18 protein-coding genes and 4 pseudogenes are annotated in these 23,341 nt (G+C 69.5%); 13 read left to right on the forward strand and 9 right to left on the reverse strand.

From position 1 onward, the window contains the following. Positions 1-31: 31 nt before the first annotated feature. A pseudogene (locus tag ACZ42A_RS23450) lies at positions 32-158 on the forward strand (IS982 family transposase); the annotation flags it as partial. Then, a pseudogene (locus ACZ42A_RS23455) lies at positions 150-318 on the forward strand (NF041680 family putative transposase); the annotation flags it as partial. The pseudogenes ACZ42A_RS23450 and ACZ42A_RS23455, both read left to right, overlap by 9 nt. A 487-nt stretch (positions 319-805) precedes the next feature. Here the strand turns inward: ACZ42A_RS23455 and ACZ42A_RS23460 are convergent. Beyond that, positions 806-1,478 (reverse strand): annotated as a pseudogene (locus ACZ42A_RS23460) (VOC family protein). A 552-nt stretch (positions 1,479-2,030) separates the two neighbouring features. On the opposite strand from ACZ42A_RS23460, the gene ACZ42A_RS23465 reads away from it, so the two are divergent. Then, positions 2,031-2,333: an HD domain-containing protein gene (locus ACZ42A_RS23465; RefSeq protein WP_468529209.1), complete on the forward strand. Its 303-nt coding sequence runs from the start codon at positions 2,031-2,033 to the stop codon at positions 2,331-2,333. A gap of 1,254 nt (positions 2,334-3,587) precedes the next feature. Here the strand turns inward: ACZ42A_RS23465 and ACZ42A_RS23470 are convergent. The 3 genes from ACZ42A_RS23470 to ACZ42A_RS23480 form a co-directional block, all read right to left on the reverse strand. Next, positions 3,588-3,794, reverse strand: a complete 207-nt coding sequence (locus ACZ42A_RS23470; RefSeq protein WP_468529210.1) for a cold-shock protein — start codon at positions 3,792-3,794, stop codon at positions 3,588-3,590. Between the two features lie 249 nt (positions 3,795-4,043). Beyond that, positions 4,044-4,933 (reverse strand): IS5 family transposase gene (locus ACZ42A_RS23475; RefSeq protein ID WP_468529211.1). Its coding sequence is split into 2 segments (ribosomal slippage): positions 4,044-4,528 and positions 4,528-4,933, totalling 891 coding nucleotides; the frame shifts between segments, so codons are not numbered across the junction. A 103-nt stretch (positions 4,934-5,036) separates the two neighbouring features. Beyond that, positions 5,037-5,432, reverse strand: a complete 396-nt coding sequence (locus ACZ42A_RS23480) for a hypothetical protein (protein ID WP_468529212.1) — start codon at positions 5,430-5,432, stop codon at positions 5,037-5,039. Between the two features lie 671 nt (positions 5,433-6,103). Here ACZ42A_RS23480 and ACZ42A_RS23485 point away from each other — a divergent pair. Both ACZ42A_RS23485 and ACZ42A_RS23490 read left to right on the forward strand, forming a co-directional pair. Then, positions 6,104-7,216 (forward strand): ABC transporter substrate-binding protein, encoded by a 1,113-nt coding sequence (locus tag ACZ42A_RS23485; protein ID WP_468529213.1) that lies wholly within the window; start codon positions 6,104-6,106, stop codon positions 7,214-7,216. A 128-nt stretch (positions 7,217-7,344) separates the two neighbouring features. Further along, positions 7,345-8,403 (forward strand): hypothetical protein, encoded by a 1,059-nt coding sequence (locus ACZ42A_RS23490; RefSeq protein WP_468529214.1) that lies wholly within the window; start codon positions 7,345-7,347, stop codon positions 8,401-8,403. A 106-nt stretch (positions 8,404-8,509) separates the two neighbouring features. On the opposite strand, the gene ACZ42A_RS23495 is transcribed toward ACZ42A_RS23490, so the two are convergent. After that, positions 8,510-9,100: a dihydrofolate reductase family protein gene (locus ACZ42A_RS23495; RefSeq protein WP_468529215.1), complete on the reverse strand. Its 591-nt coding sequence runs from the start codon at positions 9,098-9,100 to the stop codon at positions 8,510-8,512. Positions 9,101-9,340: 240 nt separating this feature from the next. Here ACZ42A_RS23495 and ACZ42A_RS23500 point away from each other — a divergent pair, with 240 nt between their 5' ends. Then, positions 9,341-9,781 carry an OsmC family protein gene (locus tag ACZ42A_RS23500; RefSeq protein WP_468529337.1) on the forward strand — a complete coding sequence of 147 codons (441 nt, stop codon included), beginning with the start codon at positions 9,341-9,343 and terminating at the stop codon, positions 9,779-9,781. A 430-nt stretch (positions 9,782-10,211) separates the two neighbouring features. Here ACZ42A_RS23500 and ACZ42A_RS23505 read toward each other — a convergent pair whose 3' ends face one another. Together ACZ42A_RS23505 and ACZ42A_RS23510 are read right to left on the reverse strand one after the other, a co-directional pair. Then, positions 10,212-10,955, reverse strand: a complete 744-nt coding sequence (locus ACZ42A_RS23505) for a class I SAM-dependent methyltransferase (protein ID WP_468529216.1) — start codon at positions 10,953-10,955, stop codon at positions 10,212-10,214. Between the two features lie 397 nt (positions 10,956-11,352). Beyond that, positions 11,353-12,252, reverse strand: a complete 900-nt coding sequence (locus ACZ42A_RS23510) for an NAD-dependent protein deacetylase (protein ID WP_468529217.1) — start codon at positions 12,250-12,252, stop codon at positions 11,353-11,355. Positions 12,253-12,616: 364 nt separating this feature from the next. Between ACZ42A_RS23510 and ACZ42A_RS23515 the strand changes: the two genes are divergently transcribed. The 5 genes and pseudogenes from ACZ42A_RS23515 (at position 12,617) to ACZ42A_RS23535 (ending at position 17,920) form a co-directional block, all read left to right on the forward strand. Further along, entirely contained in the window at positions 12,617-12,934 is a 318-nt protein-coding gene (locus ACZ42A_RS23515) for a hypothetical protein (protein ID WP_468529218.1), read from the forward strand. A gap of 221 nt (positions 12,935-13,155) precedes the next feature. Then, positions 13,156-13,425 carry a hypothetical protein gene (locus ACZ42A_RS23520; protein WP_468529219.1) on the forward strand — a complete coding sequence of 90 codons (270 nt, stop codon included), beginning with the start codon at positions 13,156-13,158 and terminating at the stop codon, positions 13,423-13,425. 112 nt (positions 13,426-13,537) lie between these two features. Next, positions 13,538-13,654: pseudogene (locus tag ACZ42A_RS23525) on the forward strand (IS5/IS1182 family transposase); the annotation flags it as partial. A gap of 265 nt (positions 13,655-13,919) precedes the next feature. Next, positions 13,920-14,498, forward strand: coding sequence for a Type-2Aa cytolytic delta-endotoxin (locus ACZ42A_RS23530; protein WP_468529220.1), 579 nt, complete (start codon positions 13,920-13,922; stop codon positions 14,496-14,498). A 716-nt stretch (positions 14,499-15,214) separates the two neighbouring features. Next, positions 15,215-17,920 carry a SpoIIE family protein phosphatase gene (locus ACZ42A_RS23535; RefSeq protein WP_468529338.1) on the forward strand — a complete coding sequence of 902 codons (2,706 nt, stop codon included), beginning with the start codon at positions 15,215-15,217 and terminating at the stop codon, positions 17,918-17,920. Positions 17,921-17,996: 76 nt separating this feature from the next. Here the strand turns inward: ACZ42A_RS23535 and ACZ42A_RS23540 are convergent, their stop codons facing one another. Further along, positions 17,997-19,271 carry a PucR family transcriptional regulator gene (locus tag ACZ42A_RS23540; protein WP_468529221.1) on the reverse strand — a complete coding sequence of 425 codons (1,275 nt, stop codon included), beginning with the start codon at positions 19,269-19,271 and terminating at the stop codon, positions 17,997-17,999. A gap of 125 nt (positions 19,272-19,396) precedes the next feature. Between ACZ42A_RS23540 and lysA the strand changes: the two genes are divergently transcribed. Then, positions 19,397-20,701, forward strand: a complete 1,305-nt coding sequence (lysA, locus tag ACZ42A_RS23545; RefSeq protein ID WP_468529222.1) for a diaminopimelate decarboxylase — start codon at positions 19,397-19,399, stop codon at positions 20,699-20,701. Positions 20,702-20,735: 34 nt separating this feature from the next. Next, complete coding sequence (locus ACZ42A_RS23550) at positions 20,736-22,181, forward strand: APC family permease (RefSeq protein WP_468529223.1); 1,446 nt, start codon at positions 20,736-20,738, stop codon at positions 22,179-22,181. Between the two features lie 3 nt (positions 22,182-22,184). On the opposite strand, the gene ACZ42A_RS23555 is transcribed toward ACZ42A_RS23550, so the two are convergent. After that, on the reverse strand, positions 22,185-23,132 hold the full coding sequence (locus ACZ42A_RS23555) for a methionyl-tRNA formyltransferase (RefSeq protein WP_468529224.1): 948 nt from the start codon (positions 23,130-23,132) through the stop codon (positions 22,185-22,187). Positions 23,133-23,341 lie beyond the last annotated feature (209 nt).

The raw sequence follows: 23,341 nt of genomic DNA on the forward strand, positions 1-23,341 counted from the left end.
GGTGTGGTCCAAGGGGTGCCTGCGGAGACGAGAACGAGTCCTGGCCGCCACCACCTCGGTGTGGAGCGACGATGTATGGGTCGTGGACTCACCCCCCGGTGGAATGCGGCCGCTCCCGCGAGACCGTCAAACACTCCGACCTGGCAGGCCACGCGCAAGAGGAACTGCCCATCCCGCACGGCACGTTGATCCGTCTGAAGGTCGAGCGCCTGCCGGGCGGACCGTGACCCGAAACCGGTCTGGTCGTGGTGCTCGGCCACCTCCGCCACACCGGCGGAGGTGGAGCACTGGTGGCAGCCTTTCCTCCGCAGATTCGATCCACCGGGCCAGGCATCACGGCGTCGGCAAGACGGTCAAACGCGCCGAGTCGATCAAGGAACGCCAAGCCCGGCCGCGTTGAAGCCCTCTGAGTCCTGGGCGGTGGTGTCATCCGACGTGCCACTGCTGGTTGCGCCGCGTGCCGGCGCCCCTCACCAGCTGGACCCTGGCTGGACGCGCTGTCCTCGCGGCGTCGGCTGCGGGCTGATCCTGCCACCGCCGCAGGCGTCGGCCCCACCGCCGAGCCTACGTCAACGACAACGCTCCGCGTTCGCGGTGCGGCTGCAGCGCCTGCCGTCGAGGGCTCCGGCGGCAGACAGGCTGCGGTTGTCGGCCAGGGGATCGGGCGCCGTCCTGTCCTGGGCATGCGTGGGCCGCGGACGCACACCGCCTCATCGGGGACGCCTTCCCCGTCTCCGGCGGTATGGGTCGGCGCCACGCGGTCTTCGCCGCTGCCCCGGAATCAGCCGGAGGTTGTTGCTCGAGGTCAGCGAGGGGAGAGGAGGCAGAACTCGTTGCCTTCCGGGTCGGCCAGAACCGTCCAGGAGATTGCGGACTGATCGAAATCAGGGTCGGTGGCGCCCAGGGCGCGCAGTCGGGCTGCCTCTGCGGCCAAGTCGTCATCGGGGTAGGGGCAGACGTCGAGATGGACGCGGTTCCACCCGCTCTTGGTGTCGGGGGTGCGGAGGAACTCCAGGTAGGGGCCGACGCCTTTCGCGGAGCGCATGGTCGCGTGGTCGTCGGTGACCTCGTGCACCGTCCAGTCCATCGCCTCGCCCCAGAAGCGGGCCATCGCGCGTGGGTCGGTGCAGTCGACCACCACCGCGGCGATCGGCCCGGTGTCCCGGTAGATCGGACGGGGCTCCAGGACGCAGAACTCCGCCGAGATCTGTCAAGCGCGCGACCAACTCCGCATGATGGGCAGTCGAGGTGGTGGCCAGATCAAGGTGCACGCGGTTCTTGACCGTTTTGGGTTCCGGGCGGGCGACGATGTCGATGCAGACGGCCGAGGGGTCGGGGTAGGCGAAGCCCACGGGTTCGAGGTTGGTCACGCCGGGTCCCTCGCTGTCGACACCCCAACCGAGCGCCTCCGCCCAGAACCGGCCGAGCACGGAGTCGTCCTTGGCCTTCATGTTGATCTGAACGAGTCGTGTTGCCATGCCGCAGATCCTAGAAGCTCCGCCGACCCAGCCCGGCGCGATCACACACGTGCGTTTGCATCTCATGCACCCAGACGCCACTGACCGATCGAATGCTGCTCACTGAAGCCGCCCCACTCCGTTGAACTCCGGACCATGTGGGGCGACGAGTATCCTTCGCCGCGCCCTCCCAGATCCTCATCAGCGGGGCCGGGCAGGGTTAGTGCCCGGTGCCATGACATGACCCGGGCCTGTGACCATCGGTGTTGTACACACGCGGAGTCGTGTGCAACGCCCGGTGCAGCGCGCTGACCACGTCTGCCGCGGCCGCCCCCTGCAATGCGGCCGCGGCGGGTGTGACGGGGGAGCGGTCACCCAGGGGGCTCACCGCCTTTATGGGGCGCTGACGGGCAGTCAGGTCGGTAGCGACTGCTCCCGCGGTTCCCCGCCCTGGCCGTGAGAGCGCACGAGGTCGGGGACTACTGCTTCCGAACTGTTGGGGCCTCGCCGTTCCCTTGGTCCGGCGGCTGCCTGTCCCGGAGTGGCCGGGACTGGGTCGGGCGGCGGTGTCCCTTGTTGGTCTTCGACCGGGAGGCCGTGCTGTTCGGGGCCGCCACGCACGACATCGGCGAGACCACGCATGTCTGTGAGCTGTCCGGCCCCGGTTCGGAGCACGAGGTGGCCGGGCGCGAGCTGCTCCTCGCTCAGGGGGTGAGCGGTGAGCTGGACCGGTTCGCCACGAGCCATGGGTCGTGGGGCTCCTCGGATGTCAGGATCGAGGACCTGCTGGTGAGCCTGGCCGACAAGGTCTGGAAGAACAAACGCGTCACCGACCTCGAAGTCCTTGTCGTGGCCGAGTTGTCGCGAAGCACTTGATCTCGGTGACCAAAACTCGGTGCGCCGTACAACGTACCTTCGAGGTAAGAGAAAAGACAATCAGCAGGAGTACGTCGGCAATGAGTTCTTCGTGGTCGAGCCAGCCCTCTCGCCTGACTTGATACCAAAGGGAGACCACGACGCAATAGCCGGCACGGGTTTGCGTGCTGGCGCCGGGGTGATCGGGAACGGGGGCGGGAGCGGCGGTTCTGGCGTGCTCGGGAAGGGAGGGATCAAGAGCGGGCCGGTGGTGAGGGGAGAAGGGGGTGAGGGGAAAGACGAAGTATCCGGGGTCGGTGTTTCTGGGCTGGGAGGACGTGGCCATCAGATTGGGTCCGACGTCCACTGCCGCCCGGCAACCGGGATCCTCGGTCAGGGAGGGGAGCACATGGTAGAACCGCTCGCTCCCTCAGATATCAATATCCGGCAACCCAATGGCGGCGGGGTTATCGGAGCGGCCGGCGGAGCAGATGTACCGGCCTGGGACGAGGCGGCTCGAGTCGGTGTGTTCGGTCAAGGCGGTCACGAACTTTCGCACACGGTCCCCGTCGGAGATGCCGGTAGCACCACCGTAGTCGTAGGCCCTCCGTTTCCGGGTGCTGGAGTCGTGGGACGCGGCGGCAGCAGACGCACAAAGCTAAGACCCAATCCGGCTACCGCCGTTCCCGGCGGTGGCCCTGGTGTCGTAGGCGTGCCTGGTGGGTCGGCGATGGCGGATGCCGCGCTCATCCGAGACGTCGGCGTGGTCGGATTCTCCGGCATCGCAGTCACCGGGCGCGGCGGAGCATTTGCGACCCTAGGAACGCCGCAACTCCATCTCCGACCCATCTCCGTAACGTCCACGGATACTGGCCAACCCAACGTAGCTGGCGAGCCAGGAGACCTCCTGGTCACAGTCATCACGAATCCGAATGAGCCCAGCTTTGCCAAACTGTGGTTCTGCAGCACGCAGAACAACTGGGTTTCGATTGTGTGACCTGCACTCGCCTCGCTTCCGTCTCACGCCGCACGGATCCGGCCAACTTGCCACTCGTAATCCGCCTGGCGCGAAAGCCGCCGGACGTGTCCTGTCGCAGCGAAGTTTGAGCAGCCTCATCGGTCTTTGGGCGATCGCGGTGGTCGGCAGGGCGGTAGTGCCCGGTCGGCCGACTGCCCACTGCGAGAGGTAAGCGAGCGCGCAGGCCCAGGCCGGCCCCAACGTGATCGTCGAGGCGATCGTGATGGGGTCGGCGGGCTGACAATCGTGTCGGGCAGCTACTTCTCGACGGCCATTTCCACCGCAAACATCCTTCCGGTGCCGTCCGTTTCAGCGGTGAACGAGACTCGATCGCCCTCCTTCAGTTGCAGCCCGGCGCTCCGTACGAGCTCGGGTTCGATGTGGACTTCCCCTACGCCGCCGTCCGGGGTGATGGTGCCTTCGTTCTTCTCGGCGTCGAACCAGGTCACCTTGCCTGTCGTCATGCCGGTCTCCTCCAAAGGTTCCGCGAATCGCCTGGGCAAATGTAGGACTACTTGGATTCCCGTTACGAGTTGTAATGGATCAGTTGCGAGTAGTCTATTCTTTTCGGCTCAAGCGGGCACGATCAACCTTCGGTGAGACTGCTCAAGGTTCGCTGCGACAGGACAGGACGCGCACCGATGCCCGGCCCGCTGACTCCAGGACCCGCATTCCGTCACCTGGTGGGACGCAGCTAGGCCGTTTCCTTCGGATCACCTCGCTGACCAGATGAAGATGGCGGCGAGGTGGAGTCCGGCGAGGTAGATGGTGGCGGTCTTGTCGTAGCGGGTGGCCAGGCCGCGCCACTGCTTGAGCCTGTTGATGCACCGCTCGACCGTGTTCCGCTGCTTGTAAGCCTCGCGGTCAAAGGCCGGCGGACGGCCACCACGGCGGCCGAGTCGTTTGCGGTTGGCGGCCTGGTCCGCGGGCTGTGGGATCACCGCCCGGATGCCGCGCCGCCGCAGGTGAGAGCGGATCGCGCGGGAGGAGTAGGCCTTGTCGGCCAGGACCAGCTCCGGTGTCGTTCTGGGCCGTCCCGTCGGCCTGGGCACCCGTAATCGGTCCATCACCTGGCCGAACGCGGGTGCGTCACCGGCCTGGCCGGGCGTGAGGACGAACGCGAGTGGCCGGCATTGGCCGTCGGCCGCGAGATGGATCTTCGTGGTCAGTCCGCCGCGGGACCGGCCGAGGGCATGGTCGGCCGGCTTGCCCGCCGGAGCCCCTTTTCACGGGCCCCGGCGGCGTGCTGATGTGCCCGCACGATCGTGGAGTCGACCGCGACGACCCACCCGAGGTCGCCTTCGGCGTCGGCCTGGGCGAGCAGGGCGGTGAAGACCTTCTCCCAGGTGCCGTCCGCGGCCCTCTTCCGCAGCCGGTTATGGGCGCCCTTCCACGATCCGAAGTGCTCGGGCAGGTCCATCCACGGCGTCCCGGTGCGGTATTTGAAGGCGATCGCGTCGATCACCTGCCGGTGATCGCGCCACCGCCCGCCCCGCTTCGGCGTCCGATCCGGCAGCAACGGCTCAATGCGGGGCCACTGGGCGTCAGTCAACGACACACCAAACCAACGATCCGATGACGGGATACGTTGAAGTCGAGCCATTTTCTTCCGCTGAACGTAACCTTGCCCACCAGGAGGTCCACGGAGCGGGCGACGACGCGTGGCCGTCGGGGCATGTCTTCACCGGGTCAGACTCGGCACCGTTCTAAGGCGTGCCGTAGTCGGGGTCGAATTCGCCGTCGGGGTTGCTGTCCCCTTCAGGGGAGTTGATGCCGTCCTCGAGGATCCTGTCCACGGTGACGGTCGCGTCCGTGTCGACCCAGTCGGGGTCCTCCGGTTCGGGCCCCTTGATGCCGTCCTCGAGGATCGTCTCGGGACGGACGGTCACGTCGGTGTCGACGTCCCCGTCCGGGTCGGTCTCCCCGCCGGGCCCGGTGTCCTCGACCGGGTCGTCCGCGACCAGGGCCGTGCTGACCCCGGCCGTGGGGGCCGCCGTCGCCGTCGTGGCGGTGAGGCCCAGACCTCCCGTGGCCGCCGCGGCCGACGCCACGATCGCCGCGATGCTCAGGCGGACGGTGTTCCTCCGGGTCTTGCGCGTCATGGTTCTGCCTCCCACTGGTCGTGAGGGGCGCCCCGTGGCGCCCCGTCCTCGCTTCCAGTAGGCCGGAGCCGCCCCCGCGGGGTCACGCACCGGGATCTCGGGACTTGACACCGTCCGGAACCGCCGAAAATCCCGGATCACGCCGGGTCCGCGGCGTGATCCGAAGGAAACGGCCTAGGTGTGCCGCGTCCTCGGCCGCGAGGAAGAGGGCCTACGGGCGGCGGAGGAGTTGCCTTGGTGGTGAAGGAAAATCGGTCGGTGAAGGGGCAGCGGGGAGGCGGGATGGGGCGGTGGCCGATCTGCTGTGGGATGACGTCAGGTGGTTCTTCGACCCGGCGGATATGGGATCGCTGCCGGACGCCTGGGTGCCTGAGGCGCCTCGGTAAACGACTGGCAGTCGGTTCTCGATCTCGTAGTGGAGCAGGGTTGGGCGTTCCAATACTCGGTATGCGGCGGAGGAGATCGACTTCGACGTCGAGGCTGATCGCGTCGTGCTGATGGTCGAGCCACCAGTCAGGTGAACCGGTGCCGTCCGGGGTTCGTGGAAGCCGGAAGTTCGACCTCCTCTTCCAGGTGCTGACCGAGCGCGAGACGGTGGATAAGCTGCCCCTCCAGATGATCTTGACTTGCCTAGGTGATTGCCCAAAACGTCACACCGGAGACGCCAACGCATGAGTACGCCAACCTCGCGCCCTGGTGCGGTGCGGACTGACGCATCACCCGTCCAGATCGGCGCTCTCGTCCCGTTGACTCGGCCCGGGTGGGTCGAGGCGGGCCAACACTTGCTCGCGGGACTCGAGCTGGCCGTTCGCGAAGTCAATGACGCCGGCGGGATCGTCGGAAGACCACTCGAGCTGGTGGTCCGAGACACCGCGGCTGATCCGCAGAGGGCCGCGGCGGCCGTAGACGAACTGGCTCGCCTGGGCGTGGCTGCCTTGGCGGGGGAGTATCACAGCGTCGTCGCTCGCGCCGCTGCCGCCAGGGCCGACACCCTCGGCCTGCCGTTCCTCTGTTCGTCAGCGGTGCTCGACACGCTCACCGAACAGCCGACGGAATGGGTCGCGCGCCTCTGCCCGCCGCAGTCCCACGGCTGGCAGATCTACGCAGACTTCCTCCTCAGCGCGGGCCACAGCCGCATCGCCGTCGCAACCCAGCCGAGTATCTACTGGGCATCCGGGACCCGCGTTCTGCGGGACAACCTCGCTCCACGCGGCGGCACCGTCATCGAACTCGACATGGGCGCGCTCGCCCCCACGGCCCTGTGCGACGCACTCGTCGACCATCGCGCGACAGCCCTCCTTCTCCTCGTCGGCTTCCCGGAGCCGGCAGTGTCGATCGTCAAGTCCGTCCGCCGCGAACAGCGCCTCGCCGAGATCATGATCGGTGCTCCGGCCGGGCAACCGGAGTTCGCCGAATGGGCGACGGCGCTGGCCGACGACGGCGCCGCGATCCCGTTCCTGCGCTACCTGCCCGAGCGCCTCAGCCCACTCGGTGCACGAGTCGATACGGCCCTCCGCGAGCGGTTGGCCAAAGCGCCCTCCTTCGTCGCCTTCGAGGGCTACGACACGGTCACCGTCCTCGCAAATGTGCTGCGTTCTCACGGCTCGGAACGGTCGCGTATTGCCGAATCCTGGCCGCGTGTCGCAGTCGAAGGCACCCGCGGGCAGATCCAGTTCTCCCGCAGGCCAGGCATCAGCGTCTGGCAATGGACTGGGACGCCGGTCCAGGTCGTTGATCGAGATCCGGCGGAACCCGATCGCTTTCGGATCCTTCACACCAGCTGAGAGAGTGTGGAGGCCCGACCGCCCATTTTCCTGACGTTGCTGCAGCCACGCGGAGCGTTCGACCCGGCTGCGCTCGCCTCCGTGCACCCCCCAAACCGGTCCGACCCAGGATGCGGCACCATGATCGCATGAACGGACAACGGGGAAGCATCGAAGAGGAATCCATCGCTGATCTCGCCCGGCGACTCGTCGCGGCGGACACGGGCGGCTGGACGCCGGACGGGGTCGCGGCCTTGGCAGCCGAGTTCGGCTGGGCCTGGAACGGGACGCCGTCCGATCCCGTCCTGAGCACCGGTCGGTCCTCGGGAGACGCCCGTCTCCGCCCGGTCGGCGAGTTCGAAAAGCCTTACGTCGGCGGCGAGTCGTACGTGGAACTCGCGGTCCCCGTGGCGACTGCCGCACCGGACGCCGCGGCGCAGGCCGCCGCCTTCCGCGCCGCCAGGGAGGCGGTGACCGCCGCGCTGGGCAAACCGTCCATCATGGGTTCGCACGGCGACCTGGGCCCCTTCTACGACAGCGGGCCGCTGTGGGGCGCGCCTTTCGTGCGCTGGCGCGGCAGGCCGGACACCCTGGAACTGCGCGCCGGAAAGTCAGGGCCGGAGCTGGTCCTGCAGCCCACCGGCCCGGCGGAGAACTGGTTCTGGCGTCAGGGCGTCGGCGAGGAGAACTCGATCAGCGGCTACTTCGGCAGCAATCGCGACCAGGCCAACGTCGGCCTCGGCTTCCCCGGCGGCTGGACCGCCCGTAGCTGGGAGACGGTCACCCGGTCGCTGGGCGACTTCCTGGGAGCGCTGCCCGCCGAGACCACCGCCCTCGGCATCAGGATCGGTATGCCGTTCTACGGGCGCACCGACCGCGGCGCACCCATCCTGTTCGACGTGACGTGCGGCGACCGGCTGGCGATCGGCTTCTTCGCCCCGGATGACGCCGATCCGGCCGCACTCGGCTGGGGCACGGTCGCCGAGCACCCGAACACGGCGTCGATCTACAGCGACGACGACCCTGTGTGGCGCGTGGACGGAGGCGGGCCCGGCGAACCCAAGGGCCGTGCACTCGCGGAGATGCTCGTGGCCACGGCCAGGGCGGTGGGGGTGAACGAACCAACCGACCTGATCGTCGGCGGCGAGGCCGAGTACGTGGACGGTTACCACGTCACCTACTACGGGCTGGGCCTGCCCACCGGCTGACCGTTTCCCGGGGGAGGGTGGGCCGCCCGCGGCGCACCCTCCCCGGCCGCCGACCGCAGCAGGCGGCACGACGTGTCCCCGCCGTGCCGGTACAGCGATGTGTTGATCACTGTTCGGCAGGCTCGTACACGGCGATGATGACGCCGGTGGCGGTCGTTGCGCTGTCGGCCAGTCGGAAGCTGGCCGGATTCGATCCGGAGTCCGCGAACAACCGGCGGCCCGAGCCCAGAGTCAGCGGATGGATCAACAGGACGAGCTTGTCGACAAGGCGGTGCGGCAGCAGCGACCGGACCAGTACCCCGCTGCCGAACACCACCAGGTTCTCCTCCACCTCGCCTTTCAGCCTCGACACCGCGCTTACGGCGTCGCCCTTGAGGAGGACGGTGTTCTGCCAGGCCGGAGGCTCCGTCAGCGTGGTTGACACCACGTACTTGCGGACACGGTTGAGCGCCTCGGTGAACGGGTTGGGCTCCTGCCGGGGCCAGTAGTCCGCGAAGCGTTCGTACGTCGTCCGCCCGGCCAGCAGGGACCACGCGCTCGACATGTGTGCGCCCATCGCCTCCTGCATCGCGGGATCCTGGCGTGCGTTCGCCCAGCCGCCGTACGCGAAGTCGTCCCAACGGTCTTCGTCGGGGTGCCCGGGGGCCTGCATCACTCCGTCGAGTGTGAGATGTTCGATGGCGACGACCTTGCCCATGGCGGTGCCCTCCTCGATAACCGTGAGCCGGGACGGTCCGGGCTCACTCCAGGAACGACAGACCTCTGGGACGGGCACAACTCATCCCTCGGATCGACCAGTTTCCTGGCCGCCGAGGGCTGGCAGTCGGGCTGACCAACGTGCTAAGGGCGGCCCCAGCACCGATGCGCACGACGGAGCACAAACACGAGTGCGTCCACGCCCGTGATCACACCGATCTCTGGCAGTACTGTCGGGCGCATGAGCGAAGACTCCAAGCGTTCCGTTGTCGTCGAGCGAACCAGCACCGGCCACTTCGTCGCCACCAACGCCCGCGGCGGCACCATCCACTTCGGCACCGCCTCCGATGACGGCCGGAACACCGATTTCACCCCGGTCGAACTCCTGCTCGCCGCGATCGGGGGCTGCACGGCCGCGGACGTCGACGTCGCCACCAGCCGCCACGCCGAGCCCGTCGAATTCTCGGTCACGGTAACGGGCGACAAGATCAGTGACGAAGGGGGCAACCGCATGACCAATCTCCAGGTCACGTTCAATGTCGCCTTCCCGGACGGCGAGGGTGCGGAGCGCGCTCGCACGATTCTTCCCCGCGCGGTCAGGACATCCCACGATCGTCTCTGCACGGTCAGCCGCACGGTCGAGACGGGCACCCCCGTCACCACGACGATCAAGGGCGCCTGACCGCTGTGGCATGAGGCGTCCCCGCCGTGCCGCAGGCGCGGGGCCGACCTCTGCGAGGTCGTCCGTCGAGGGCCGGCGGGCGGAAGGTGCCGCGCCCGTGGATGTGACCCTCACTCCCAGACAAGGCGGCCGTCGATGACGCGCGGCGCGTTGCCGTTCCAAGGTCGACTGAACGCCGGCACGCGCCGGCCGACGATCCGCCAACGCCTGTCCAGCGGCGGATCGTCGGCCAGGGATACTGCATCAGGCTGCGCTGGTCATGGACGGGAGGCCATCCCAGGCGGCGATCCAGCCTGACTCAGGACACCGGTCGGCCGGCCACCGCCGACGGCATCGTCCTGGCCGCCCGGCCCGCTCCAGCGAGTCTCGTGCCCTCCCGAGGGCTACACCCCAGGGCGGAACCGTCCTCGAGGTCCGGCCAGCCGGCCGGTCAGGCACGGCAGCGCAGCATCTCCAGCGGCGGCTTCGCGAGGAGGTCCGCCCAGAAGGCCTCGCCGAACTCACGGATGCCGTCCTCCGACACCTGAAGCGGAACCCACTCCGCCTCACTGAACCCGGCCGCCCGCAGACACTCCTCGTAGACCTCGCGGCGCGGGGCCGCGCCGACGATGCTGATCGGCTGCGGTTCGAGGAGAGCCGTGACCCGCACCCGCGGACCTATCTCGATTTCCTCGCCGGTCGGCTCGCAACGGAACCCGTACTTGTCCAGGGACGGACAGTCGAACTGGTAGTCGGGGTTCTGGCAGAACACGAAGAACTCTCCACCGGGCACCAGGCTCCGGTGGATGTTGCGGCACATCCGCTCCATCGTCGCGATGTCCTCGGCGTAGTTGAGGCACTGCACTGCCAGCGCGATGTCGAAGCGCCGGTCGAGAGGCCGCAGCTCGGCCACGTCACCGACCTCGTAGCGCACACCCAGCGGCTCACGCTGCTCGATCTCCCGCGCGGCGGCGATCATCTCGCCGGAGATGTCGACACCGAAGACGTCCGTGGCGCCGCGCCGCTTGAACTCCCTGCTGTAGAAACCGGTGCCGCACGCCAGGTCGATAACCGACTTGCCGCTCACGTCCCCGACCATGGCCAGGAAGCTCGGCACCTCCCCGTAACGAATCAGTGGCAGGGACTTGAACCCCTCGAATGCCTCGCCGATCTTGTCGTACTGCTGCACGCTCACGTGCTGCCCCCTTCAGTGCGTCGTCCTGTACGTGGCCATGCCGGACCTCAGGATTCCGAGGCTCGCCGGGTCGCGGCCGTGGCAGGAAGTCTGCTCCCGCCCTGTCTGGCGGTCGTACTGGCAGATGACACAAGATGTCGGCCGGGTGACCCTCGTATCACCCAACACGTCCCCGGTGGTCACTGGTTGCGGCTACGCCGCGGGGCGTTGTCGGGGAGGGGGCGGCTTTTTGTAGTGAGCGGAGCCGGCGTACTGGACGGTGCGTCGGCACAACGTGGCTCGGTACCTGCGGCCGCGTCAGCGTGTGGTGTTGTCGTACCGCACGCTCGATGTCCGCCCTTGGGAGCGCCGAGGGCCGCCGCGTTTCACCCCAGTGACGCCCCACTGCGCCATCTACTCAGACTGCCGTCCGGTGGCCGACGGGGATGCCCAGCCGCTCGCCCACGGTGGTGAGGGCTTTTCCCAGCGGGAGCGCGACCCGGGCGAGAGCGTGCCGGTCGCCTCGGGTCGGGTCCCGGTTGACGATCAGCACCGGCTTCCCCGCCTGGGCCGCCTGGCGGACGAACCGGAGTCCGGACATCACCGTCAGTGAGGAGCCGAGGACCAGCAGCGAGGACGCCTCATGGACCAGTGTGCGGCAGTGTTCGACCCGCCGCGGCGGAACGTTCTCGCCGAAGAAGACCACGTCCGGTTTGAGGATGCCGCCGCAGACCGTACAGGGCACCACGCGGAAGTCCCCGACCTGCTCGTCGGTGAGGTCGGCGTCACCGTCCGGATTGATTCCTGCGGCCACCGGCTCGAAACCCGCGTTGGCCTCCTCCAGCCGCCGCGCGAGTTCGCGGCGTGGGCTGAGGGCACCGCAGGACAGGCAGACGACCCGGCCCAGGCTTCCGTGGAGCTCCACGACCTCCTCGCTGCCGGCGGCCTGGTGCAGGCCGTCGACGTTCTGGGTGATCACACCGGAGAGCAGGCCGTGCCGCCCGAACGCTGCCACGGCCCGGTGCCCGGCGTTGGGCCGGGCGCGACCGAAGGTGCGCCAGCCGAGGTGGCTGCGCGCCCAGTACCGGCGCCGGGCCTGGGCGCTGGTGGTGAAGTCCTGGTAGGTCATCGGGGTGTGCCGGCTCAGGCTCCCGCCCTCGCCCCGGTAGTCGGGGATGCCCGACTCCGTGGAAATACCCGCCCCGCTGAGCACCAGTACACCGCCGCTGCTCAGCGCATCGGCGACCGGCTCCAGATCCGTGGTGCCCGGCGGCAGGTCCTCGGGAGGGGTCCAGCTCAGAGTGGGGCGCATGCGCATGCCGCAAGGGTACGGTTCTCTCCATCATTCCGCGGTGGCGCCCGGGCGCTGCGCTGTGAGGAGCCACGGGCAGGCCTTGCGATCTGTGTACGGGTGGTGATGAGCCAGTTCGGGCTGTAGCCGCAATGGAGACCGGACGATCCGGCTCCCGGACGGCCAATTAGCTGTCCAGCCCGGTGGCGTCGGAGCCCGGACTCCACCAGGGGATCGGCGGTGACTCAAGGGCCGACCCTCGCGGGTGTGTTCGTGGGGCTGGCGGTCTTGCCGCCATCGGACTCTTCGACCGTCGGGCAACCTCTCAACGAGGTTTGACGTCTCTTCGGACGCCAGATGTTGATCATGTGCGGACGGGGGAGCGGGAACGATGCCGGAGACCGAACCGGTCGGAGCGGGGACAAGAGACGGACGGAACGTGCCTGCCGAGCCGTCGTTGAGCAACAACACCTGGCCTGTGTTGTTTCTTGGTCTCGCTCTGATGCTGCTGCGCCTCTTCGGCGAGCATGCCTGGGCGTACTGGACCGCGGCCATCGTCGGCTCGCTCGGTGTGCTGGCCGCGGCTGTTGAGATCGTCGCGACGGTGCGGGCTCTGGTCAAGGGGCGGCAGCCGCTGGTTGCCGTCTGGGTGATCAGCCTGCTGGCCGGTGCTTCGGCGCTGGTGTTGTCGCGGCTGGTCGAGGGCTGATGCGCTGGGCCTGATCGTCGGCTCCACGTGCAGTCCTCGCCTTGCCCTGTGCCTGCTCGGCGGCCGGACCGGCCCGTGTCGGCGACCTCGCCTGTGGGGTCGACACGCGCCAGGTCGTGCCCCCGAGCGTGGCTCGCCTCGGCGACGGTGCGGTGCTCGTGCAGCCGGCTCACCCGAGATGGCGGCTGCCTGTGGGCCGCTTGCCTCGTCGAATCTCCAGCATGGTCGTGGGCGTTCCGCACGCGATCGACGGACTCGACTCGCCCGACGCGTCCCCGACCCTGCCCGAGATCGTCCTCGACGTCCTCGGCGACCGTGACATCCCAGTCCTGGGCAACGTCGAATTCGGACATGTCGGCCCGAATCTGCCGATGCCAGTCGGCATCCGCGTCGCCCTCGATGCGCAGCAGCGGACGTTGTCGCTGCTCGAACCGGCGGTACGGGCCGCTCATGGCGACGGGACCGGTCGGCTGAGCAACGCGGATCAGTGAGCCTCTTCCAACCTGCCGGGCGGTCGGATCGGGGACCCTAGTGGCGGGCGTGAAGAAAGCTCCTGGTAGATGGGTTCACGACCAAGATCACCGTTACCCGCCGAGAGCTGGTGTGCTTGTCTACCCGTCCGCTATCGATCTGTCCAGCCGCACCCTGCGCCACCTCTCGCGCGTTCTGGCCGGTCACCGCTGGCGTCGGCTGGCCTGCGGACAGCAGGCCCTGCGTGCGCGGCTGGCGCCGCTGGCACAACGGGATCACGCGAAGATCCGTTAAGCGGCAGCCCTCCTGTCCCACCCGCGGGAGAAGCCGAAGCTCACGAAGACGGTCTCCGGTACGAGCCGCGAGCCCCCACGCCGCCCGCGCCGCCTGTCTCAAGGCTGCCGAATGCGTGCCTGGACCGGTCCGCCGGTTGCGCGACCCGGCGGAACGGTCTGGCGCACCCCACGGCATACTGGCGCCTCGCCAGTGCAACAAAATGTTTAAGGAGGACGAGTTGGCAGCCTGCTTCAGGACCGTCACCGTGGTGGAAGAGGCACATCAGGCCCAAGCGGAGGCCCTCACGCGTGCCTTCCAGGAGGCGATCGCACCCGCCACCGTCAATTACGACTTCGCTCACATTCGCGATGCCGCCGCCATGCTCCCCGACAGCGACATCATCAAGGTGATCCGCGGTTGGAAGCTCCAGGAGGAGGCGCCAATCCTGGTCATGGTGCTCTCCCTCAAGGAGGCGGTCCGCCAGGCGCTCCCGTCAGAGGCGGCTCAGGCGTCGTTCTGGGACACCATCGAGCGCGACCTCGTGGATGCCTTCACCGGTCTCGCCGCGCAGGATGGCGAACCGGGGCTGGCGTACTACGAGGAGCAGCCAGACCACACCAGCTACTACCGCGATCTGTTCTTCGCTCTCCAGGACGAGGAAGCCGGCGCGTACCTGTACGCCGTCGCCTTCTGCACCGACGTCACCGTGGGCTTTGACAAGAATCGCGTGGGGGACCTGGGCCTCGCCGACACCGCACCGTTCGCCGTGCAGCTCAACGCGATCGTCGTGCGCCAGAAGCTCGCGAACGTGGCCTGATTTTCCGGACAACGACCGTGGCTTCCTTCCGAAGCCATCCCCCGTACGTCCTGCGTCCGGCCCGCAGGACCAGTCGCGGCCCGCCGTCCCGGGCCGTGAAGCCGCGCAGCCCTGGGCGCGGCGAAGACAGGTACAGGCGCTGCTCGGCCGCCGACCCGGACCCGCAACTCGGCCGCGCCCCCTGTGCCAGTCCGCACCCTGGAGACCGCCTCAGACGGCTGTCGCCGCACGCTTGCCGCGCACCGCCAGGCCGCGCCGCCGCGCCGGGTGGATCCGGCCATCGCCCAGGCCGTGGCGCACTGGGAAGCCGGGACGACGGTGGTGCTTCAATCAGCTGCTCTGCGGACCCCGGCGTACATACCGCCGGTCCCGGCGGAGCGGATCCGACAGTCGCCCACGCAGGACGTCGCGCCAGGGGGCGTACGAGACGGCCGGCGCCGGCGCGGTCCGCCGCTACGGCGTCGGCATCGGGTTGCACCCGTCCGAGCTACCAACCCCGCCGAGCTCCACCTCATCGTGGAAGGCGGCCGGCGGACACGGGATGTGGCTCGGCCCGGGACGGAATGCAGTGTTACGAATGGCGCATGAGGGAACTGTTCCGGCGGCATCGGAAATCGCTGCACCGTCCGCCCGTGGGACGCCGTCCGTCTGATCGACGTCACACCGGGAGTTCGGCGACGGAGTCGAGGGTCGGCTTCGGTTCGGCGCTGCGTCTCCTGCTCAACGTGCGCAGCGCGGCCGGGCAGGTCTTCGTACTACAAGTCGTGATCGTGTTGCTGCTGGTCGTGGCCGGAGTGGCTGCCCTGGCAGCCCAGGTGGCGCGCGACAGTACGCGAGAGGCGGAGCGCCAGTCGGTGACCGCGGCCGAGACGTTCGCGAACGCCCCTGGCACGGCCGAGGCTCTGAAGAGCGCGGATCCCACGAGAGTGCTTCAGCCACGCGCCGAAGCAGCCCGGAAGCGGGCGGGCGTGGACTTCGTTGTCGTCCTGGACACCGAGGGGATTCGTCTGACGTATCCCGATCCCCGCGAGATCGGGAAGAAGTTCGTCGGCACCATCGAACCGTCGCTCGAAGGCCGCACCATTGTCGAGCGGGCGGGCGGACCGCCCGTGCCCGGGGGCACCGGAACAGCCATCCAGGCCGTGGCCCCGGTGAAGGACGCCGACGGTTCGGTAGTGGGCCTCGTGTCCTCCGGGATCACGGTGCAGAACGTCTCGAGCCTGGTCGAGCAGCAGCTGCCGATCATCCTCGGCACCGGCGGGGCCGCACTCGTGGCGTCCACACTGGGGACGGCGCTGGTGGCCCGGCGGCTGCGTCGGCAGACGCACGGTCTGGCTCCGGCCGAGATGACACGCATGTACGAGCACCACGACGCGGTTTTCCACGCGGTGCGTGAAGGAGTGTTGATCATCCGTGCCGATGGACGGCTACTGCTGGCGAACGACGAGGCGCGGCGGCTGTTGGACCTGCCGGCGGACGCGGAGCAGCGGCAGGTGGGCGACCTGGACCTGGATGAGCAGACGGCGCGGTTGCTGTCGTCCAGTGAACCGGTCGCGGACGCGGTACACCTGGCCGGGGACCGTCTGCTGGCGGTGAACAAGCGGCCCACCGCCCCGTATGGGGGGCAGGCCGGCTGGGTCGTGACGCTGCGGGACACGACGGAGCTGGCCGCGGTGACCGGGCGCGCGGAGGTGGCACGGGAGCGGCTGAGGCTGCTGTACGACGCGGGGGTGCGGATCGGGACCACGCTGGACGTGACGCGCACCTGCGAGGAGCTGGCGCAGGTGGCCGTCCCCAGATTCGCCGACGTCGTCACCGTGGAGCTGCTGGACTCGGTGCTGTACGGCGAGGAGCCGCCCCGGGCGGGCACCGAGATGCGCCGGACCGCCTCCTTCGGCCTGGAAGGGGCCCAGGCGCTGTACCCCGTCGGTGAGCTGATCCGGTTCGTTCCCACCAGCCCCGTCGCCGACGGGGTGATCAGCGGCGGGGCGGTCCTGGAGCCGGACCTGAGCGCATCGGAAGGCTGGCGGGCCCACGACCCCGAGCGTGCCCAGCGGGTCGTGGACCACGGCATCCACTCCCTCGTCGTGGTCCCGCTGCGGGCGCGGGGCGTGCTCCTGGGCGTGGCGGACTTCTGGCGCGCGAACGCCTCACCACCGTTCGACGAGGAGGACCTGTCCGTCGCCCGGGAACTGGCCGCCCGGGCGGCTGTGTGCATCGACAACGCCCGCCGCTACACCCGCGAGCACACCCTGGCCGTCACCCTGCAGCGCAGCCTCCTGCCCCGCGGACTGCCGGAGCAGAACGCGCTGGAGACCGCCTACCGTTACCTGCCGGCACAGGCCGGAGTGGGCGGCGACTGGTTCGATGTCATCCCGCTGTCCGGCGCCCGTGTGGCGCTGGTGGTCGGAGATGTCGTCGGCCACGGGCTGCACGCCGCAGCCACCATGGGCCGGCTGCGCACCGCCGTGCACAATTTCGCCACCTTGGACATGCCTCCCGATGACCTGCTGAGCCGTCTGGACGAACTGGTGGCTCACATCGACGACGACGAGTCCGCCGCAGCCGGGGACGGACAGGGCATCACCGGAGCCACCTGCTTGTATGCCATCTACAACCCGGTCGACGGGCGCTTGGTCGCCGCCACCGCCGGCCACCTGGGACCGGCGGTGGTCCATCCCGACGGGTCTGTGGAATTCCCCCAGCTGCCGGTCTCTCCGCCGCTGGGCCTGGGCGCCGGCCTGCCGTTCGAGAGCGCCGAACTGATCTTGCCCGAGGGTTCCCGGCTGGTGCTCTTCACCGACGGGCTGGTCGAGGACCGCACCCGGGACCTGGAAGCCGGCCTTGAGGCCCTGCACCGCGCTCTGGCCGGCCCCGACCTCACCCCGGAGGCCACCTGCGCGGCCGTGATCGAAGCGATGCTGCCCGCCCGTCCCACCGATGACATCGCCTTGCTGGTGGCCCGCACTCGCCGGCTCGATTCCACGCGGGTGGCCGAGTGGGACGTGCCGCGCGACCCGTCGGCGGTGTCCCGGGTCCGCAGCGCCTGCGCCCGCCGCCTGGAGGACTGGGGTCTGCAGGACATCGGGTTCGCCACCGAGCTCATTCTCAGCGAGCTGATCACCAACGCCATCCGCTACGGCGCCGAGCCCATCACCGTCCGCCTGCTGCGCGACCGCACCCTGATCTGCGAGGTCTCCGACGGCTCCAGCACCTCCCCGCACCTGCGCCGGGCAGCGACCACCGACGAGGGCGGCCGCGGTCTGTTCCTCGTCGCCCAGTACGCCGAACGCTGGGGCACCCGCTACACCCCCGCCGGCAAGGTCATCTGGACGGAACAGTCCTTGCACGGCGGACCCGCCGAACCCAGCGGCTACCTGGGCGACGTCCTGCTGGACCAATGGACCGAGGACGACCCCTGACCGCAGCTGAGAGCCAGACCAGTCCGCCCGGCGTCGCTCCCATACGGAACGCGTATCCGGCCGGATCGCGCCTCCTTCATTCCGCGCCCCTTCCGGTGCCCGACGACTCTTCGCCGTCTGCCACGGAGCGGACGCCGATCCGCAGCTGCAGCCAGCAGGACAGGCGGTCATCCGGATCGTCCAGATCGAGGCCGAACAGCTCGCGCGTGCGCCGCAGCCGGTACTTGAGCGTGTTCGGGTGCACGGCGAGGCGCCGCGCCGCCTCACCGACGTTGCCGACGGCATCCAGCCAGGCCGCCACCGAGGCGGCGTACTGCGTGTGCTGGTCGCGATCGTGGGTGAGCATCGCCTCGACTCCGGGGTGGCGTAGCTGTGGCCGCCGGTCGAGTGCGTCGGCCACGTGGGCGAGGAGCACCTGGGCGTGGACGTCGGTCAGTGCCGCGACGGCCGGTGCCGAGGTCTCGGCCGTGGTCACCCGCAGCACGTCGTCCACCTCCGCGCGCAGCCGCGGCAGCTCCGCCGGGTCGGCCGCGGGTCGGCCGACGGCGGCGCGCAGCGGGGCCGTGCGCGGACGAGTGACCGCGGCGAGTGCCTGTGCGGCGAGCCGCCGGGCGGACTCGGGGTCCGCTCCCGGCAACAGGGTGTAGACGGCGCGCGGCCCGGTCGCGACGGCGGCCGACGGGTGGACCGCCGCCCAGTGCCGGCCGAGATCGGAGCCCATGCGGGTCAACAGCGTGCCCGCCTCCGTGGAGCACGCGACGGGGGCGAAGCCGAGCAGGACCAGCCGCCCGCCCGGCGGCAGGCCGAGCCGGTACGCCGTGTCCCTGGCCTGCGCCGTGCCGTCCAGGCCGGCGCGCAGCGCCTGGTCGCGCGCGTGCAGCTCCAGGGCGGCGGCGCTGCGGCGGCGCAGCATGTGCAGGGCCGCGGTCCGCGCACCGTCGAGCAGCGCCCGTTCGCCCGCCTCGTCGAGCTGCGAGTGGTCGGCGATGGCCCAGATCGTGCCGAGCGGCAGGTCCCCGGCGCGGATGGCCACGGCGGCGCGCGGCAGCTCGTCCTCGGCCAGCCCCGGCAGTGACACGACGCCGGGCGCGGCGAGCACCTCCCGGTACTGGCGCTGCTGCCGCGCGGTCTGCGGACCGGGCTGTTCGGGCACGCGCCGGTTGAGGATGCCCTGGCGGCGCAGCTCGTCGATGCGCTGGCTGGACAGCGTGGAGTAGGCGAGCACCCGGGCGTCCAGGTCCTCGATGGCCACGGAGCCGCCGACGACCGCGGCGATGGCGTCGGCGAGGGCGAAGAGCTCCTCCACCGTGCCGTCTCCGGTGTCCCCGCTTGGCGATGCCGACGAAGTCATGGCCGAAGCGTAGACGATCTCGACAAAGCCCCGAGGGCGGGCGGCCCCGAACATAAGGGGACCGGCCGCTGCCATGGCACGTACGCCGGATCGCACGTCGCTCCCACACCGCATGGAGGAAGCCCATGGCCGTCCCGGTCGCGCCGACAGCCCCGCAAGCGATCGCCCCGGCGTCGCAGGAAGCGCTGCTCGGCCTGTTCCCACCAGGCACGGAGCTGGGTCCGGACGGCGCGCTGGTGATCGGCGGCTGTTCGGCCACCGACCTGGCGGAGCGTTTCGGCACCCCGGCGCTCGTCGTCGACGAGGCGGCACTGCGCGCCCGCGCCCGCCGGTACGCGGACGGGCTCGCCGCCCGCTGGCCCAAGTCCCGGGTGGCGTTCGCGTCCAAGGCCTTCCCCTGCACGGCCGTGTACCGGCTGCTGGCCGAGGAGGGGCTGAGCATCGATGTCGCGAGCGGCGGTGAGCTGTCCCTCGCCCTGGCCGGAGGTGTCGACCCGGCTTCGCTCGTGGTCCACGGCAACGCCAAGACCGACGGCGAACTGCGCATGGCCGTCGAGGCCGGTGCCGGACTGATCGTCATCGACAACGCCGATGACATCGACCGCCTGGAACGGATCGTTCCGGCTTCCGGCGAGCAGGCCGTCCTGGTCCGGGTCACGCCCGGAATCCGCCCCGACACCCATGCCGCCGTCGCGACCGGGCAGGAGGGCTCGAAGTTCGGCCTGCCTCTGCCCCAGGCACGGCAGGCAATCGCCCGACTGCGCGGAAGCAGCCGACTGCGGCTCGACGGCGTCCACGTCCACATCGGATCCCAGATCCTCGACACCGAGCCGTTCGCCCGATCCGTCGAGGCGGTGGCGGAACTCGGCGCCTTCGCCGTCTACGACCTCGGCGGTGGCCTCGGTGCCCGCTACACCTACGACGACCACCCGCCGAGCGTCGAGGAGTACCTGGACGCGCTGGTCGGAGCGGCGCGCAGGGTCCTGCCCTCCGACGCGGAGATCATCATCGAGCCCGGCCGGTCCATGGTGGCCGAGGCCGGCGTGACGCTCTACCGGGTCGTCACCGTCAAGCACGGCGAGCCGGTGTTCGTCGCCGTCGACGGCGGCATGGGCGACAACCTCGAAGTCGCCCTGTACGGACAGCGCTTCGAGGCCGCCGTCGCCACCCGCGTGGGCGGCGGTGAACCCTGCCACCTCGTCGGCCGGCACTGCGAGTCCGGCGACGCGGTCAGCACGGGCGTACCACTGCCCGACCCCCGGCCCGGCGACCTGATCGCGGTGCCGGTCACCGGCGCGTACTGCTTCTCCCTCGGCAACAACTACAACGGCGCGCTGCGGCCGCCCGTCGTCTTCTGCCGGGACGGCGAGGCACGGGCTGTGGTGCGCCGGGAGACCTACGGCGACCTGCGACGACGCGACCTCCCTTGAGCCCTTGTCCCGGCCCTCACCCAGGAGACGACAGATGACCGTTCAGCCGACGCTGCGTCAGCAGCTGCTCAGACGCAAGCCCCTGCACACCTTCACGACGGACCCGGGCGACCAAGGCCTGCGCCGCACCGTCGGCCCCTTCCAGCTCACCATGATCGGGATCGGCGCCACCATCGGCACCGGCATCTTCTTCCTGCTCGGCACCGCGGTGCCCGAGGCAGGTCCGGCGGTGATCGTGTCCTTCGCCGTGGCGGCGGTGGCCGCGGCGCTCACCGCGCTCTGTTACGCCGAACTCGCCTCGGCCGTGCCGGTGTCCGGCTCCTCGTACTCGTACGCGTACGCCACCCTCGGCGAGTTCGCGGCCTGGGCCGTGGGCTGGTGCCTGCTGCTGGAGTACGCCGTCTCCGGCGCGGCGATCGCCGTGAGCTGGGGGCAGTACCTCAACGACTTCACCGAACGGCTCTTCGGCTTCCGGATGCCGGAGGCGATCTCCGCCCCGCCCGGATCGGGCGGAGTGATCAATCTGCCGGGGGTCGTCCTCGTGGCCCTGTGCTGCCTGCTGCTCGTCCGGGGCGCCAAGGAGTCCGCCGTCGTCAACACGGTGATGGTGCTGCTCAAGCTCGGTGTGCTCGTGCTGTTCGTGGTCGTGGGTGTCACCGGCTTCGACTCCGGCAACCTGCAGCCGTTCGCGCCCATGGGAGTCGCAGGAGTCGGCACGGCCGCGGCCACCGTCTTCTTCGCGTTCATCGGCCTGGACGCGGTCTCCACTGCCGGCGACGAAGTCCGCGACCCCAGGCGCACTCTGCCGCTCGCCATCGTGGGGGCCCTGGCCGTGGTTACCACCCTCTACATCCTCGTCGCCGTGGTCGGGGTCGGCGCCCAGCCCTGGACGGCCTTCGCCGGACAGGAGGCGGGCCTGTCCGTCATTCTCGGCGACATCACGGGAGCCCAGTGGCCCGCCGTGCTCCTGTCCGCGGGTGCGGTGCTGTCCATCGTCAGCGTCACCCTCGTCGTCCTGTACGGACAGAGCCGCATCCTCTACACCATGGGCCGCGACGGCATGCTGCCCGCCGCCTTCCACCGCGTGAGCCCGCGCAGCGGCACACCGGTGTTCTCCACCGTGCTGACCGGCGGCTTCGTGGCGGTCATGGCAGCGGTCTTCCCGCTCGACCTGCTCGCCGATCTCACCAGCATGGGTACGCTCGCGGCCTTCGCCGTGGTGTCCCTCGGCGTACTGATCCTGCGCCGCACGGCCCCGCACCTCGACCGGGGCTTCCGCGTCCCCGGCTACCCGGCCGTCCCGATCCTCTCCCTGCTCGCCTGCGGCTACCTGATCTACGAACTCCCCCTCGACACCTACCTTCTCTTCGGCGGCTGGCTCGCCCTCTCCTTGACCGTCTACCTGCTCTACAGCCGCAGGAACTCCCGCCTCCAGTCGCTGCCGCACTCCACTCCGGACACCACGGCATCAACCAGTTAGCCGTCAGGGACGGCTCGTCAGGTAGCCGCCCATCGACGTGAAGTACTCGGTCGCGGGCAGCTCACGGCCGTCCTCCGTCCGTACGCGCGTGATGGCCAGGCCGTGGTTGCGCCCCGTGCGGGCGTCGGCGCCGGCGACGATCACCACGCCGTCGCCCTCGCGGTAGAAGATACGGCCGGGTGTGCCGCCGTAGCGGCCCTGGGAGACGACGGCGGAGAGGACCTCCAGTCGCTTGCCCTTGTGGAAGGTGAAGGCGCTCGGGTAGGGGGCGGACTGGGCGCGGACCAGGCGTTCCAGGTTCTCTGCGGGCCAGTTCCAGTCGATGCGGCTGTCCTCGATGGACCGCTTGTGGAAGAAGCTGGCCTGGGAGCGGTCCTGCTTGGTGAACTCGGCCTTGCCCGAGGCGATCAGGTCCAGGGCGCCCGTGGTGACCGGGGCGATGAGGTCGACGGTCTTGTGGAACAGGTCGGTGGCCGTGTCGGTCGGCTCCACGGTGACCGCCCGCTGGAGGACGATGTCGCCGGCGTCGAGTTCCTCGTCCATCATGTGGGCGGTGACGCCGACTTCGGATTCGCCGTTGATGAGGGCCCAGATCAGCGGGGAGAAGCCGGCGTATTTCGGCAGCAGGGAGTCGTGGACGTTCAGCGTGCCGTGGCGGGGCAGGCTGAAGATGTGCGGCGGGATCCAGGTCCGCCAGTTGTTGGCGACGATGATGTCCGGGTCGGCCTCCTTGAGCCGCTCGAACAGCTCCTCGTCGTCGGGGCGGTTGCGGATGGTGACGGGGACGCCGTGCTCCTCGGCGAGATCGGCGACGGAGTCGCTCCAGATCTTCTCGTAGACGTGCTCGCTCTTCGGGTGCGTCACGACCATCACCACGTCGTGCTCGGAATCCAGGAGGGCCTGCAGGGTCCGGTGCCCCCAGGTCTGATAGCCGAACATGACAACCCGCATGGGGTTCCTCCTCAGGGCAGGGAGTTGGCGGCGTCAGTAAAGCAAGGCTTACCTAAGAGTGCAACGGTGTGTATGTGAGGCCGAGTTGGCGCCCTTCGCGCCCCCGGCTGCCCGTTTTGTCCGTCGACAGGCGCACAAGATGAGCTTAGCCTCTCCTAAGTTTGCGGGTTCGCCGTTCCCTCGGTGCGCCCTCCCCTCGTAACTCCTCA

Source organism: Streptomyces sp. NPDC030838 (assembly GCF_055572035.1).

What these genes read in the sequence shown, in the direction of transcription:
- ACZ42A_RS23520 (WP_468529219.1), top strand. Translation starts at nt 13,156, where the DNA reads ATGGTCGTGGGCGTTCCGCACGCGATCGACGGACTCGACTCGCCCGAC.
- ACZ42A_RS23550 (WP_468529223.1), top strand. Translation starts at nt 20,736, where the DNA reads ATGACCGTTCAGCCGACGCTGCGTCAGCAGCTGCTCAGACGCAAGCCC.
- ACZ42A_RS23485 (WP_468529213.1), top strand. Translation starts at nt 6,104, where the DNA reads ATGAGTACGCCAACCTCGCGCCCTGGTGCGGTGCGGACTGACGCATCA.
- ACZ42A_RS23540 (WP_468529221.1), bottom strand. Translation starts at nt 19,271, where the DNA reads ATGACTTCGTCGGCATCGCCAAGCGGGGACACCGGAGACGGCACGGTG.
- lysA (WP_468529222.1), top strand. Translation starts at nt 19,397, where the DNA reads ATGGCCGTCCCGGTCGCGCCGACAGCCCCGCAAGCGATCGCCCCGGCG.
- ACZ42A_RS23500 (WP_468529337.1), top strand. Translation starts at nt 9,341, where the DNA reads ATGAGCGAAGACTCCAAGCGTTCCGTTGTCGTCGAGCGAACCAGCACC.
- ACZ42A_RS23470 (WP_468529210.1), bottom strand. Translation starts at nt 3,794, where the DNA reads ATGACGACAGGCAAGGTGACCTGGTTCGACGCCGAGAAGAACGAAGGC.
- ACZ42A_RS23490 (WP_468529214.1), top strand. Translation starts at nt 7,345, where the DNA reads ATGAACGGACAACGGGGAAGCATCGAAGAGGAATCCATCGCTGATCTC.
- ACZ42A_RS23555 (WP_468529224.1), bottom strand. Translation starts at nt 23,132, where the DNA reads ATGCGGGTTGTCATGTTCGGCTATCAGACCTGGGGGCACCGGACCCTG.
- ACZ42A_RS23515 (WP_468529218.1), top strand. Translation starts at nt 12,617, where the DNA reads ATGCCGGAGACCGAACCGGTCGGAGCGGGGACAAGAGACGGACGGAAC.
- ACZ42A_RS23480 (WP_468529212.1), bottom strand. Translation starts at nt 5,432, where the DNA reads ATGACGCGCAAGACCCGGAGGAACACCGTCCGCCTGAGCATCGCGGCG.
- ACZ42A_RS23495 (WP_468529215.1), bottom strand. Translation starts at nt 9,100, where the DNA reads ATGGGCAAGGTCGTCGCCATCGAACATCTCACACTCGACGGAGTGATG.
- ACZ42A_RS23510 (WP_468529217.1), bottom strand. Translation starts at nt 12,252, where the DNA reads ATGCGCATGCGCCCCACTCTGAGCTGGACCCCTCCCGAGGACCTGCCG.